This window comes from Brevundimonas sp. NPDC046655 (assembly GCF_044901625.1).
In the GTDB taxonomy this organism is placed as follows: Bacteria; Pseudomonadota; Alphaproteobacteria; order Caulobacterales; family Caulobacteraceae; genus Brevundimonas.
Genome location: NZ_JBJDPV010000001.1, coordinates 322114 through 336121 on the forward strand (window position 1 = coordinate 322114; position 14008 = coordinate 336121).

At 66.2% G+C, this 14008-nt stretch carries 14 protein-coding genes; all 14 read left to right on the forward strand.

The window, feature by feature from the left end; all coding sequences use genetic code 11:
• Positions 1-62 precede the first annotated feature (62 nt).
• The 14 genes from tsf to lpxB all read left to right on the forward strand — a co-directional run bounded on the left by tsf (position 63) and on the right by lpxB (position 13879).
• On the forward strand, positions 63-1004 hold the full coding sequence (tsf, locus tag ACI2KI_RS01580) for a translation elongation factor Ts (RefSeq protein ID WP_404617155.1): 942 nt from the start codon (positions 63-65) through the stop codon (positions 1002-1004).
• 139 nt (positions 1005-1143) lie between these two features.
• A complete protein-coding gene (gene pyrH, locus ACI2KI_RS01585) occupies positions 1144-1881 on the forward strand; it encodes a UMP kinase (RefSeq protein WP_292082671.1) in 738 nt (245 codons plus the stop codon).
• A 38-nt stretch (positions 1882-1919) separates the two neighbouring features.
• Positions 1920-2477 (forward strand): ribosome recycling factor, encoded by a 558-nt coding sequence (frr, locus tag ACI2KI_RS01590; protein ID WP_292082673.1) that lies wholly within the window; start codon positions 1920-1922, stop codon positions 2475-2477.
• Positions 2478-2507: 30 nt separating this feature from the next.
• Positions 2508-3275 (forward strand): polyprenyl diphosphate synthase, encoded by a 768-nt coding sequence (gene uppS / locus ACI2KI_RS01595; protein WP_404617157.1) that lies wholly within the window; start codon positions 2508-2510, stop codon positions 3273-3275.
• Complete coding sequence (locus tag ACI2KI_RS01600; RefSeq protein WP_404617159.1) at positions 3275-4093, forward strand: phosphatidate cytidylyltransferase; 819 nt, start codon at positions 3275-3277, stop codon at positions 4091-4093. The genes uppS and ACI2KI_RS01600 overlap by 1 nt, the downstream gene beginning before the upstream one ends.
• Entirely contained in the window at positions 4090-5286 is a 1197-nt protein-coding gene (gene dxr / locus ACI2KI_RS01605; RefSeq protein ID WP_404617161.1) for a 1-deoxy-D-xylulose-5-phosphate reductoisomerase, read from the forward strand. The genes ACI2KI_RS01600 and dxr overlap by 4 nt, the downstream gene beginning before the upstream one ends.
• Before the next feature lie 23 nt (positions 5287-5309).
• Positions 5310-6527 (forward strand): M50 family metallopeptidase, encoded by a 1218-nt coding sequence (locus tag ACI2KI_RS01610; RefSeq protein ID WP_404617163.1) that lies wholly within the window; start codon positions 5310-5312, stop codon positions 6525-6527.
• 53 nt (positions 6528-6580) lie between these two features.
• Positions 6581-8977, forward strand: a complete 2397-nt coding sequence (gene bamA / locus ACI2KI_RS01615) for an outer membrane protein assembly factor BamA (protein ID WP_404617165.1) — start codon at positions 6581-6583, stop codon at positions 8975-8977.
• Between the two features lie 32 nt (positions 8978-9009).
• Positions 9010-9594 carry an OmpH family outer membrane protein gene (locus ACI2KI_RS01620; protein ID WP_313101969.1) on the forward strand — a complete coding sequence of 195 codons (585 nt, stop codon included), beginning with the start codon at positions 9010-9012 and terminating at the stop codon, positions 9592-9594.
• A gap of 8 nt (positions 9595-9602) precedes the next feature.
• Complete coding sequence (gene lpxD, locus ACI2KI_RS01625) at positions 9603-10622, forward strand: UDP-3-O-(3-hydroxymyristoyl)glucosamine N-acyltransferase (RefSeq protein ID WP_404617167.1); 1020 nt, start codon at positions 9603-9605, stop codon at positions 10620-10622.
• Positions 10619-11083, forward strand: a complete 465-nt coding sequence (fabZ, locus tag ACI2KI_RS01630) for a 3-hydroxyacyl-ACP dehydratase FabZ (RefSeq protein ID WP_025977361.1) — start codon at positions 10619-10621, stop codon at positions 11081-11083. The genes lpxD and fabZ overlap by 4 nt, the downstream gene beginning before the upstream one ends.
• Positions 11080-11868, forward strand: coding sequence for an acyl-ACP--UDP-N-acetylglucosamine O-acyltransferase (gene lpxA, locus ACI2KI_RS01635; RefSeq protein ID WP_404617169.1), 789 nt, complete (start codon positions 11080-11082; stop codon positions 11866-11868). Before fabZ ends, lpxA begins: the two co-directional genes overlap by 4 nt.
• Positions 11865-12716, forward strand: a complete 852-nt coding sequence (locus ACI2KI_RS01640) for an LpxI family protein (protein WP_404617171.1) — start codon at positions 11865-11867, stop codon at positions 12714-12716. The genes lpxA and ACI2KI_RS01640 overlap by 4 nt, the downstream gene beginning before the upstream one ends.
• On the forward strand, positions 12713-13879 hold the full coding sequence (lpxB, locus tag ACI2KI_RS01645; RefSeq protein ID WP_404617173.1) for a lipid-A-disaccharide synthase: 1167 nt from the start codon (positions 12713-12715) through the stop codon (positions 13877-13879). Before ACI2KI_RS01640 ends, lpxB begins: the two co-directional genes overlap by 4 nt.
• The last annotated feature ends 129 nt before the right edge of the window (positions 13880-14008 follow it).

Sequence of the window (14008 nt, forward strand, 5' to 3'; positions counted from 1 at the left end):
AAACTGACATGCGGCCGGGCTATTCAAGCCCGGCCGCTCATTTGAATTTCCAGGAGAAGAACATGGCCGAGATCACTGCCGCCCTCGTGAAGGAGCTTCGCGAGCGTTCGGGCGTCGGCATGATGGACTGCAAGAAGGCGCTGGTTGAGAACAACGGCGACATCGACGCGGCCATCGACTGGCTGCGCGCCAAGGGCCTGTCCAAGGCCGCCAAGAAGGCCGACCGCGTCGCCGCTGAAGGCCTGGTCGCCGTCGCCGTCCGCGCCGAAGGCAAGGGCGAAGTCGCTGCCGCCATCGAGTTCAACGCGGAAACCGATTTCGTCGCCCGCAACGACCTGTTCCAGAACGCCGCCAAGTCGTTCGCCCAACTGGGCCTGCACCACGACGGCGTCGACGCCATCCACGGCGCGACCCTGGAAAACGGCCGCACGGTTCAGGACGAAGTGACCCAGCTGATCGCCACCATCGGCGAGAACATGCAACTGCGCCGCGCCGCTCGTCTGGCCGTCGATGAGGGCGTGGTTTCGACCTACGTCCACAACGCCGTCTCGCCGGGCGTCGGCCGCATTGGCGTGCTGGTGGCCCTGGAAGGCGAAGGCGACCAGGAAGCCCTGCGCGAACTGGGCCGCAAGATCGCCATGCATGTCGCCGCCACGGCGCCGCTGTCGCTGAACACCGACGACCTGGACCCGGCCGCCATCGATAAGGAACGTGCCGTTCTGATCGAAAAGGCCAAGGAAGAAGGCCGTCCGGAAGCCATGATCGAGAAGATCGTGGAAGGCCAGATCAACAAGTTCCAGAAGGACGTGGTGCTGTCGAAGCAGCCGTTCGTGATGGACCCCGACGTGACCATCGAACAACTGGTCGCCAACTCGGGCAAGGAACTGGGCTCCTCGAACCTCAAGCTGGCCGGCTTCGTCCGTCTGGCCCTGGGTGAAGGCGTCGAGAAGGTCGAGACCCCTGACTTCGCGGCCGAAGTGGCCTCGATGACCGGCGGCAACTAACACCGAAGTTCCTTCCTGAAAGGGAAGAATTTTCAAAAGGGCGCGTTCGGCTTTGATGGCCGGCGCGCCCTTCGTCTATGATGAGCCGCCGATTCACCTCGCGCGGATGCGTAACCCCTGTATCCACGGACCCATACCCATGCCTGACGCCCCTTCCGACTTCCGATACAAGCGCGTCCTGCTGAAGGTCTCGGGCGAGGTCCTGATGGGGGATCAGTCCTACGGCATCGACATGAAGACGGTGGATGTCGTGGCGGCGGCCGTGGCGCGGGTGGCGCGCGAAGGCGTGGAGATCTGCCTGGTTATCGGCGGCGGCAATATCTTCCGCGGCCTGTCGAAGGCGGCAGAGGGCATGGATCGCGCCAACGCTGACTACATGGGCATGCTGGCCACCATCATGAACGCCTTGGCCATGCAGGGCGCGCTCGAGAAGATCGGCGTCGATACGCGGGTCCAGAGCGCCATTCCCATGGCCGCTATCGCCGAGCCTTACATTCGTCGTCGCGCCATGCGGCACCTGGAAAAGGGACGGGTGGTGATTTTCGCCGCCGGCGTGGGCGCTCCCTTCTTCACGACCGACTCGGGCGCCGCCCTGCGCGCCGCGGAAATGGGCTGCGACGCCCTGCTGAAAGGCACCAGCGTGGACGGCGTCTATACCGCCGACCCCAAGAAGGATCCGAACGCCACGCGTTATGAGACGCTGACCTATCAGGAGGTCCTGGCCAAGGACCTGCGCGTCATGGACGCCTCGGCCATCGCCCTGATGCGCGACAGCGACATTCCGATCGTCGTCTTCTCGATTCGTGAGGAAGACTCCCTGCGCAAGACCCTGCGCGGCGACGGCACCTTCACCGTCATCACCAACAAGGCCGCGTAAGCGGCTCTCGCTCCGAACGACCAGACCAAGGAACCACCATGGCCAAGCCCGACCTCAAGACCTACCGGGACCGGATGGACAAGTCCGTCGCCTCGCTGAAGGAAGACTACGCCGGGCTGCGGACGGGTCGGGCTAATGCGGGCCTTCTCGACCCTGTCCAGGTCGAGGCCTATGGCTCGACGTCGCCGCTGAACGCTGTGGCCGCCATCAGCGTGCCCGAGCCGCGCATGATCTCGGTCAACGTCTGGGACAAGGGCATGGTGGGACCTGTCGAGAAGGCTGTTCGCGCCGCAGGTCTGGGCCTGAACCCGATCGTGGACGGCCAGACCCTGCGCATTCCGGTTCCGCCGCTGACCGAAGAGCGCCGCAAGGATCTGGTCAAGCTGGCCGGCAAGTACGCCGAGCAGCAGAAAATCGCCGTGCGCAACGTGCGCCGCGACGCCAATGACGATCTCAAGAAGGCTGAAAAGGCCGCCGAGATCAGCCAGGACGAACAGAAGAAGATGGAAGCCGAGGTCCAGAAGGACACCGACGCGGCCATCAAGCGCATTGACGAGGCCTTGAAGGCCAAGGAAGTCGAGATCATGCAGGTCTGACGCAGGTTCGCGTCGGGAGGGATCTTAACAATGTCGGCCGAGACCGTCGCCACGGCGCCTGAGAAGGGGCCTCGTCACGTCGCCCTGATCATGGACGGCAACGGTCGCTGGGCCGAGCGTCGCGGTTTGCCGCGCGTCATGGGTCACCGCGAGGGGGTCCAGGCGCTGCGTCGCACCATCAAGGCGGCGCCGGGTTTCGGCATCCGCTGCCTGACCGTGTTCGGCTTCTCGACCGAAAACTGGAGCCGCCCAGCGGACGAGGTGTCGGACCTGATGGGTCTGGTGCGGGCCTTTGTCGGCAGCGATCTGAAGCGTCTGGACGAGGCGGGGGTGTGCATTCGCGTCCTGGGTCGTCGCAAGGGGCTGCCCAGCGATATCGCCGCCATCGTCGATCGCGCCGAAGCGCAGACGGCGCACAATACGGCCTTCCTGCTGCAGGTCGCCTTTAACTACGGCGGCCGGGCGGACCTCGTCGATGCGGCGCAGCGGCTGGTCGATCAGGCTCGCGCCGGACAGTTTGACGGTGACGTCACCGAGGAGGACCTCGGGGCAGGGCTGTCGACGGCAGGCGCGCCGCCGGTCGATCTGATCGTGCGGACTTCCGGCGAGCAGCGGCTGTCCAACTTCCTGTTGTGGGAAGCCGCCTATGCCGAACTGGTATTCCAGGACATCCTGTGGCCCGACTACGGGGGCGAGGCGCTGGGCGAGGCGGTGTCGGTGTTTGGCAATCGCGAGCGTAGATTTGGCGGGCGCGACGCCTCGCCGGACGTGACCGCTGCGAAGACGGCGGCGGGCTGATGGCGTTGAAGATCGGTGACATCGGGCTGAGAGCGGCCTCGGCCGTGGTGCTTGCGCCGGCGGCGGTGCTGGCCACCTGGGCAGGCGGCGGCTGGTTTTGCGCCCTGGTCGTGGCGGCTTGCGGCCTGCTGGCGTTCGAGTGGGCGCGAATGAGCGCGCCGCGCTTCTGGCGTTCGGTCGGCACGGCCGTGGCCCTGGCTCTGATCATCGCCGTGGTCGCGGCTCATATCGGGCAGATGTCGCTGGCGCTGGTGCTGCTGGTCTTCGGCGCTCTGGCGGCGGGGTTGTTCGCGAGATCGCGCGGCGCCGAAGCCCTCGACGCGGCCTATGGCGTTCTTTACCTCGGCTGGCCGTGCGTCCTGCTGATCTGGCTGCGCGATTTGAACGACGCGCAGGGCCTCTACTGGACCGTTCTGGTTTTCGCCGTGGCCTGGGCCTCGGACATTCTGGCCTATCTGGTGGGCAGCGCCGTAGGCGGGCCCAAGCTGTGGCCGCGCTTTTCGCCCAACAAGACCTGGTCGGGCTTTATCGGCGGCCTGCTGGCTGGGATGATCGCCGGCGCTGTGATGGCCGGCTGGCTGGAAATGGGCCGATTGAACGTCTTCTGGGGCGGCGTCCTGGGTCTGGCGGCAGCTCTGGCCACCATGGCGGGCGATCTGTGGGAATCGGCGCTGAAGCGTCGCTTCGGGGTCAAGGATGCGGGCAACATCATTCCCGGCCACGGCGGCCTGCTGGATCGAGTCGACGGCCTGATGTTCGCGGTCGTGGTCGTGGCGGCTGGACGCGTCATCGTCCTTATGCTGGGGCAGGGCGCATGATCGCCCGCAAGGTCAGCGTGCTGGGCTCGACCGGCTCGGTCGGAACGTCGACGCTGGACCTGATGGCTCAGGCTGAGGCGGCCGGATCCGGTGCGTTTCAGGTCGAGGTGCTGACCGGCGGCAATAATATCGCGCGTCTGGCCGAACAGGCCCGACGTTGGCGGCCCAGGCTGGCCGTGACGGCTGATCCTGCCCGTCTGTCGGAACTGCGCGACGCCCTGGCTGGGACCGAAGTCGAGGCCGCTGCTGGCCCCGAAGCCATCGTTGAAGCCGCCACCCGGCCCGTGGATTGGGTCATGGCGTCCATCGTCGGTTCGGCGGGCCTGCGCTCGGCCTGGGCCGCGGCGGGCACCGGCGCGACCCTGGCTTTGGCCAACAAGGAAAGTCTGGTCTGCTGCGGTCCGGCCCTGATCGAGCGGGTCAAGCGCAGCGGCGGCAAGCTGATTCCTGTCGATTCCGAACATTCCGCCATATTCCAGGTATTTCCGGCCGAGGCGCCCGAGCAGGTGTCGAAACTGGTGCTGACCGCCTCGGGCGGGCCCTTCCGCACCCTGCCGCGCGAAGCCATGGGCCGGATCACGCCGGAGCAGGCCGTGGCCCATCCGAACTGGAGCATGGGCGCCAAGATCTCGGTCGACAGCGCCACCATGGCCAACAAGGGTCTGGAACTGATCGAGGCGGCCTATCTTTTCGCCATGAGCGGTGACCGGATCGACGTTGTGGTTCACCCGGAATCAATCATCCACAGCCTTGTGGAATATGTGGATGGTTCGACCCTGGCCCAGATGGGCCCGCCGGACATGAAGACGCCGATCGCCTGCGCCCTGGCCTGGCCGGACCGCATGGCTTGGCCCGCGCCCAGGCTGGATCTGGCCGCTTTGGGTCGTTTGACCTTCGAGGCGCCCGATATGGCGCGGTTCCCAGCCCTGCGGTTGGCGCGCGAGGCCCTGGCGGCGGGCGGCGTGGCGCCCATCGTCTTCAATGCGGCCAATGAAGTCGCGGCCCTGGCCTTCCTTGACCGTCGGCTGGGCTTTCTCAATATTGCCGCAGTCGTCGCGGACACCTTGGAGCGTGCGACGAACGCGGGGATGGATTCCGGTTCCGACGACGCCTGCGACGCGGCTTTGGCCGTGGACGCGGCGGCCCGACGGATCGCGAACGACATTATCGCTTCGCTCGCGATTGCTGCCTGAGGGCGACGGAGACAGTGACCGGCATGCTAGGAATTATCGGGCAAGCCCTGATCTATGTCGTGCCGTTCCTGTTGGTGCTGACCCTGGTCGTCACTGTTCACGAACTGGGACACTTTCTGACGGCCCGCGCCTTCGGCGTGAAGATGGAGCGCTTCTCCATCGGTTTCGGCCGCGCCATCTTCCAGCGCACCGACAAGCACGGCGTTGAATGGCGTCTGGGCTGGCTGCCGCTGGGCGGTTACGTCAAGTTCGCCGGTGATCTGGACGCGACGGGCGTGCCGGACAAGGCCGGGCTGGATGCGCTGAAGAAGGCAGTCGTGGCCGAGCATGGTCACGGCGCCGAGAAGGATTACCTGTATTTCAAGCCCTTGTGGCAGCGCGCCCTAGTCGTTGCTGGCGGCCCATTCGCCAATTTCGTGCTGGCCATCTCCATCTTCACCCTGTTGTTCAGCCTGGTGGGCGTCGAACTCCGTCCCGCGCGGGTCGTGCAGGTGCAGCCGGAATCGCCGGCTGCAGCCGCCGGTTTCCTGCCCGGCGACCTGATCACCCGCGTCAACGGCAAGCTGATCGCCGACGGCGGCGAGGTCACGCGCGTGGTGGCCCTGAGCAGCGGCGATCCGGTGGCCTTCACGGTCGAGCGCGCCGGCGCCGAAGTTCAACTGACCGCCACGCCTGAGCGTCGGGTCGAGAACGACCCCATCGCCGGTCGCGTTTCCATCGGCCGCGTCGGGCTGGGCCTTGGCTCCAGCCGCGATGAGGTGCGCCATGTCCGCTATGGGCCGATCGCCGCCATGGGGCAGGGGGTCAAGGAAACCGGCGCTATCCTGAGCACCACCTTCACCTATATCGGTCGGATCTTCAGCGGCCGTGAATCGGGCGATCAGTTCAGCGGCCCCCTGGGCATCGCCAAGGCTTCTGGCGCTCTGACCAACGCCGCGGTGGCCGCCAATCCTGATCCCGTGGCCATGGCGGGAAATCTCCTGCTGACGCTGACCAGCTTCGCCGCCATACTTTCGGTCGGAATCGGCTTTCTAAATCTGATGCCGGTTCCGGTGTTGGATGGGGGGCATCTGATGTTCTACGCCTATGAGGCGGTGGCGCGCAGGCCCGTGGCGGCCAGGGTTCAGGAGGCGGGATATCGTGTCGGTCTTGCTTTGCTGGCCAGTTTAATGTTGTTCGCGACCTGGAACGACCTGCAGAAACTCAATCTCTTCAAATTCCTCGGCGGGCTCGTCTCGTGAGCCGACGCCAGCCCCCGATGGTTCCCCGAATGATTCAGAACGACAGTCGCCTTATGATCCGAACCCGTGGCCGTATCCTTGGACCCAGCGCCCTGGCCCTGGCTGTCGCCGCGGGCCTGGCCGGACCTGCGCTGGCCCAGACGGCGCCCGTTGCCGGAGCGGCGGCCGCGCAGGACCCGCAAGTCGTCGTAACCGCGCCTGCGGAAGAGCGCGGCGTGGTCAACCGCATCCTCGTGCGCGGCAACCAGCGCATCGACCAGACGACCGTCCTGTCCTACCTGCCGATCCAGCCGGGCGACACCATCGACGCGGCGACGATCGACGTCGCGGTGCGCACGCTGTCCCGGACGAACCTGTTCGCCAACGTGCAGTTGGGCCTTCAGCCGAACGGCGACCTGATCGTCGAGATCGCGGAAAACCCGATCATCAATCAGGTGACGTTCGAGGGTAACAAGGCGCTCGCGGTCAAGAAGCTGACCGACGAGGTCACGATCAAGCCGCGCGGCATCTACACGCGCGCCCGTGTCCAGGAAGACGTCGGCAAGATCGTCGAACTGTACCGCCTGTCGGGTCGGATCTCGGCCACGGTGACGCCGAAGCTGGTGCAACTGGATCAGAACCGCGTCGATGTGGTGTTCGAGATCGACGAAGGTCCGGAGACGGGCGTCGCCGCCATCACCTTCCTGGGCAATACCGCCTTCTCGGACAGCGACCTGCGTGAGGTCATGGTCACCAAGCAGTCCAGCTGGTGGCGGCTGTTCAGCTCGAACGACAACTACGATCCGAACCGCCTGGATTACGACCGTGAGCAGCTGCGGAAATTCTATACGAACCGGGGCTATTACGACTTTCGTATCCTGTCGTCGGTGGCGGAGCTGAAGCCTGACAACAGCGCCTTCGGCATGACGCTGACGCTGGACGAGGGCGATCGCTATACCTTCGGCGAGGTCAAGGTCGTCACCGAGAACGACCGTCTGAACGCCGACTTCCTGCAGCGTCTGCTGCCGATCCGCTCGGGCGACCTGTATGAAAGCGACCGCATCGAGAGCGCCGTCGACACCCTGACCTTCGCGGCGGGTTCGGCCGGTTACGCCTTTGTCGAGATCAACCCGACCTATCGCGCTAACCCGGAAACCGACAAGGTCGACGTCACCTTCAACATCAAGGAAGGTCAGCGCGTCTACATCGATCGCATCAACGTGGTCGGCAATACGCGGACCCTCGACTCGGTCATTCGCCGCGAACTGATGGTGGGCGAGGGCGACGCCTTCAACCGCTCGCTGGTTGAGCGCTCGCGCAACAATCTGCGCGCGCTGGGCTTCTTCAAGGACGTCAAGATCGAGGAGACGCGCGGCAGCGCGCCGGACCGTTCGGTCGTTAACGTCACCGTCGAGGAGCAACCCACCGGCGAACTGTCCGTCGGCGCCGGCTTCAGCTCGGTCGATTCCTTCGTCCTGAACCTGGGCATTACCGAGCGCAACTTCCGCGGCCGTGGTCAGAACTTCGTGGCGCGCGCGGAATGGGGTTCGCTGCGTCAGCAGATCGACTTCCGCTTCACCGAGCCGAAGTTCCTGGGGCGCGACGTGGGGGCGGGCTTCGATCTGTTCCACACGCGATACGATCTGAGCGAGTACTCCTCGTACGACTATCGCTCGACCGGCGGCGGCTTGCGTCTCAGCTATCCGTTGAATGGCTATTCGCGCTTCAGCGTGCGCTACTTCCTGAAGTCCGACGAAGTCATCATTCCGTTCGGCTACTGCAACGGCACCGGGTCGTCGGCGCTCTGCGATCAGGCGGGGGCGTTCCTCAACTCGTCGGCGGGCTACACGCTGATGGTCAACCGGACAAATGATCCGGTTCGCCCGACGCGCGGCTGGTCGGCGTCCCTGCGTCAGGACTTCGCCGGTATCGGCGGCGACGTGAACTACCTGAAGACCGAGGCCGACGCGTCCTGGTACTATGGCATCACGCCGAAATGGGTGGTCAGCCTGCAAGGCTCGACCGGTTACGTCAGCGGCTGGAACGGCGATCCGATCCGGATCAATGATCGCTTCTTCAAGGGCGGCAACACCTTCCGCGGCTTTGAAACCGCCGGCATGGGCGCACGCGACCTGACGACGACCGACGCCTTGGGCGGCAACTTCTACGCCATCGGAACGGTTGAACTGACGGTGCCGAACTATCTGCCCGAAGAATACGGCATCAAGACCTCGCTGTTCGCGGATGTCGGCACCCTGGGCATGCTGGACGACCGTTATCAGGTCGATTCTGTCACGGGCGCCCCCAATCCGAACATCGTGGACGATCTCGCCCTGAGGGCCGCTGCGGGCCTCAGCATCCACTGGCGTTCGCCGATGGGGCCGATCCGCTTCGACCTGTCCAAGGTTCTGTCCAAGGAAGACTACGACAAGACCGAGACCTTCCGCTTCTCCACCTCGACCCAGTTCTAACTGCAGCCTTCCAGACTGCTCAAAGGTTCAAGATGAAACTGTTCGCTATCAGCGCTTTCGCCGTCGCTTCGCTGGCCGCCTCGTCGGCCCTGGCCCAGTCGCAAGGTCCGGCCAACCCCGGCCCGGTGATCCCGGGCGTCTGCGTCTATTTCAACCAGCAGGCCCTGGCTCAGTCGACCGTCGGCCAAGCCGTTCAGGCCCGCATGGAGCAATTGGCGCAGGAAGTTCAGGGTGAGATCACCCCTTACGCCACGCAGTTGCAAACCGAGTATCAGGCCCTGCAGCAGGGCGCGACCACCATCCCGGCCGACCAACTGAACCAGCGTCGTCAGGCCCTGCAGCAGCGTGCTCAGGAAGCCCAGCAACTGGAGCAGACCCGCGACAACGAACTGCGCTACACCCTCGCCGAACAGCGCAAGAAGATCTCGGAGGCCATCGAGCCGATCCTGGTCGCCGTCTATCAAGAAAAGGGTTGCGGCATCCTGGTTGACCGCGAAAGCGTCTTCATCATGAACCCGGCCATGGACGTGACGCCGCTGGTCATCCAGCGCCTGAACACGGCCCTGCCGACGGTCAGCTTCAACCGCATGCCGGTTCCGGCTCAGCCGCAGTCGTAAGACGGGCCATGCCCGATCCGAGGTTCTTTCAGACCCTGTCGCCCCTGACGGTCGCCGCCCTCGCCGAGCACATCGGCGGGGAGGTGGTCCGGGGCGGCGAAGTCGTCATCTCGGCCGTTGCGCCCCTGTCCACAGCGGACCGGGGCGCGATTGCGTTTCTGGGCGACCGAAAGTTCGCGGCCGCCCTTGCCGAGACCCGGGCCGGTTGCGTGATCGTGCCGGCTTCGGCCGTCGAGCTGGCGCCCGCTGACGCCGCCGTCATCGTCTCGGGCGAGGCCCAGGCGGGCTGGGCGCGGGCTTCGGCCGTGCTGCACCGACCGATCCGCCTGGACCGGGCCATCACCGCCGCCGAGGCCGCCGAGGACGACACCGTGATGATCGAGCCGGGCGTGGTGCTGGGCGAGGGGGTCCGCATCGGGCGCGGCACGCGTATCGGCGCCAACACCGTCGTCGGGCCGGGTGTCCAGATCGGCCGCGACTGCCTGATCAGCCCTGGCGTCACCGTCGGCTTCGCCCTCCTGGGCGACCGGGTGAAGCTGTTGGCCGGCGCGCGGATCGGCGAATCGGGATTCGGAGCCGCAGGGTCGAAGGCCGGTCCGGTGGACATTCCGCAGTTGGGCCGGGTCATCCTGCAGGACGGGGTGACGGTCGGCGCCAACTCCTGCATCGACCGGGGCGCCTATGACGACACTGTCATCGGCGAGAACACCAAGATCGATAATCTGGTCATGATTGGCCACAACTGCGTCATCGGGCGCAATAATCTGATGGCCGCCCACACGGGCATCTCCGGCTCGGTCACGACCGGCGACAACTGCATCTTCGGCGGCCGGGCGGGCGTGGGCGACCACATCACCATCGGCGAGGGCGCGCGCGTCGCGGCCGGCGGCGGCGTCCTGGCCGATATTCCGCCGGGAGAGATCTGGTCCGGCTATCCTGCCAAGCCGCTGCGCCAGTTCTTGCGCGAGACGGTGTGGCTGTCCAAACAGGCGTCCCAGAAGAAGGGCGCGAAGGAATCGAAAGAATGAGCGAAGACAACAAGATCGATTACGCCGAGGTGATGCGTCGCCTGCCGCACCGCTATCCCTTCCTGCTGGTCGACAAGGCCGAGGACTTCGTGGCGGCGACCTCGATCGTCGGCATCAAGAACGTCACGCACAACGAACCCTTCTTCCCCGGCCACTTCCCGATCGATCCGGTCATGCCGGGCGTCCTGATCGTCGAGGCCATGGCCCAGACGGGCGCCCTGCTGATGTCCAAGTCGCTGGATGTGGCCGTGGCCGACAAGGTCATCATGTTCATGTCGATCGACGGCGTGCGCTTCCGCAAGCCCGCACGTCCGGGCGACCAGCTGCGCATGGAGGTCAAGGTGATCCGCGCGCGCGGAGACGCCTACAAGTTCCGCGGCGAGACCTTCATCGACGGCAAGCTGGCCGCCGAGGCCGAGTTCATGGCCATGGTCGTCACCGTGGCGGAGCCCGCTCAGTGACCATCCACCCGACCGCCGTCGTCGACGCCTCGGCCCAGATCGCCGACGGGGTCGTGATCGGCCCCTGGTGCGTCGTTGGCTCGGGTGTGACCCTGGCCGAGGGTGTCAAGCTGGTCAGCCATGTGGTGGTTCAGCAGGACACCAGTGTCGGCGCGCGGACGGTCATCCATCCCTTCGCCGTCATCGGCGGCGATCCTCAGCACAACGGCTACAAGGGCGAGCCAGTGCGGCTGGAGATCGGCTCCGACAACGTCATCCGCGAGCACGCCACCTTCAACCGCGGCACGCCGCAGGGGACGGGCGTGACGCGCGTCGGCTCGAACGGCCTGTTCATGACCGGCGCCCACGTCGGCCACGACTGCGTCGTTGGCGACAATGTCGTCATGGCCAACAACGCCACCTTGGGCGGTCACGCTCAGGTGGGCGACAAGGTCTTCCTGGGCGGCCTGTGCGCCGTGCACCAGAACGGCCGGGTGGGGCAGGGCGCCATCGTCGGCGGTCTGGCCGCCGTGACGCGCGACGTCATCCCCTATGGCTCGGCCTGGGGCAACCACGCCAGCCTGCACGGCCTCAACCTGATCGGGCTGAAGCGCAAGGGTTACGGCAAGGACGCCGTGCGTCGCCTGCTGGCCGCCTATCGCGACCTGTTCGAGGGCGAGGGCGTCTTCGCCGAGCGTCTGGACCGGGTCGAAACGACCTATGCCGACCTGCCCGAGATCGTGGAGATCGTCGCCTTCATCCGCGACGGCGCCAAGCGGCCGCTCTGCCTGCCGGACGCGGAATGACAAGCCCGGCATCTGGGGCGCCCAAGCTGGCCCTGATCGCGGGTTCCGGTGATCTGCCTATCCGTATTGCGACGCGGTGCGAAGCCGAGGGGCGGGCGGTCTTCATCATCCGTCTGGCTGGTTTCGCCGACGAGCATCTGGTGCGCTGGCCGGGCGTAGAGTTCGGCATGGCCGAGATCGGCCGTATCCTGAAGGCGATGAAGGCCGAGGGTTGTGAGGCCGTCTGTTTCGCGGGCTATGTGAACCGGCCTGATTTCAAGACGCTGAAGCCGGATTTCAAAGGGGCGACCCTGCTGCCTGGCATCGTGGCGGCGGCCGCCAAGGGCGACGACGCCCTGTTGCGCAAGATCCTCTCGGTGTTCGAGGCCGAGGGATATGCGGTCGAGGGCGCCGACGACATTCTGGGCGGCGAGGCCTTGGCGCCGGGCGCCTTGGGCGCGATCACGCCGACAGGGGAGCAACTGCAGGACCTGAAGAAGGCGCTGCACGTCGCTGAAAAATCAGGTGAACTGGATATCGGCCAAGGTGCGGTCGTCTGCGACGGTCTGGTTCTCGCGGTCGAGGCGCAGGAGGGTACGGACGAGATGCTGCGCCGCGTCGCGGGTCTTCCCGCCGACCTGCGCGGCGCGCCCAGCGCGCTGAAGGGGGCGCTGGGCAAGGCGCCCAAGCCGATCCAGGACCTGCGGGTGGACATGCCGGTCATCGGGCCGCGCACGGTCGAGCTGGCGGCCGCCGCCGGGCTGGCCGGCATCGGCGGGTTCGCCGGGCGGTTGATCATCATCGACCATGAAGCCCTGGTCGAGGCGGCGGATCGGCTGGGCCTGTTCGTCTGGGGCGTGGAAAGATGAGCCGTCCGCTGAAGATCATGCTGGTGGCCGCTGAGGCGTCCGGCGACGCCCTGGGTGCCGGCCTGGCGCAAGCGCTGAAGACGCGGCTGGGATCGGATGTCACCTTCGTCGGCGTGGGCGGACCCAAGATGGCGGCCGAGGGGGTCGTCAGCCCGTTCGACATCGCCGAACTGTCCATCCTGGGCTGGATCGAGGGACTGAAGGCCTATGGTCTGGTCAAGCGTCGGGTGGCCGACACGGTGGCCCTAGCCAAGGCCGAGCGGCCCGACGCGGTCGTCCTGATCGACAGCTGGGGCTTCACTATCCGCGTGGCCAAGGCTCTGCGCGAGGTGCTGCCCGGCGTGCCGCTGATCAAGTATGTCGGACCACAGGTCTGGGCCTCGCGTCCGGGTCGGGCCAAGACCCTGGCCGCCAGCGTCGATCATCTGCTGTCGCTCTACAGCTTTGACGCGCCCTGGTTCGAGCGCGAGGGTCTGCCGACGACGGTCGTGGGGTCACAGGCCCTGCACGTGGACATGGCCGGCGCCGACGGCGCCCGGTTCCGCGCCGCGCGCGGCATCGCCGCCGATGCGCCCCTGCTGCTGGTCCTGCCGGGCAGCCGACCCAGCGAGATCACCCGCATGACGCCCGTCTTCGAGGCGACAGTGAAGCGTCTGAAGGCGGCGAACCCTTCGCTGGAGGTGGCCGTAATCGCCGCCGGCACGGTCGCCGCTGATGTGGCGGGCCGCGTCGCCGCCTGGCCCTTCCGTGCCCATCTGGTGCAGGAATCAGACAAGTACGACGCGATGAAAGCGGCCAATGTCGCCTTGGCCACCAGCGGTACGGTCTCGACCGAACTGGCCCTGGCCGGTGCGCCCATGGTCATCGCCTACAAGATCGACGGCCTGTCCTATCTGCTGATGAAGAAGCTGGTGACGGCCAAACACATCACCCTGTTCAACATCGCCGCCGACGACCGCATCGCCCCCGAATTCATCCAGAATGACGCCACGCCCGAGAAGCTCACCGAGGCGGTCGGGCGTCTATTGCCTGACCCGCAGGCCGCCGCCGATCAGGCCGCGCGCCAGACGGCAGCCTTGGACCTGATGGGCCGAGGCGGTCCCGATCCGTCGGAGCTGGCGGCGGATGCGGTGCTGCGGGTGATTGCGGCTCGAAAGGGCTGAAAGTGCAGACTGTAACGTCGGTGTGTGGTGCCTCAAAGCGCGTCCGCTTTCGACCCGTGGCGGACATTCCCGTCGTCCGCGATTGAGCTCCACTATCCCCTGATCTAGCCTCCCGGCAAAGCGGAGGCG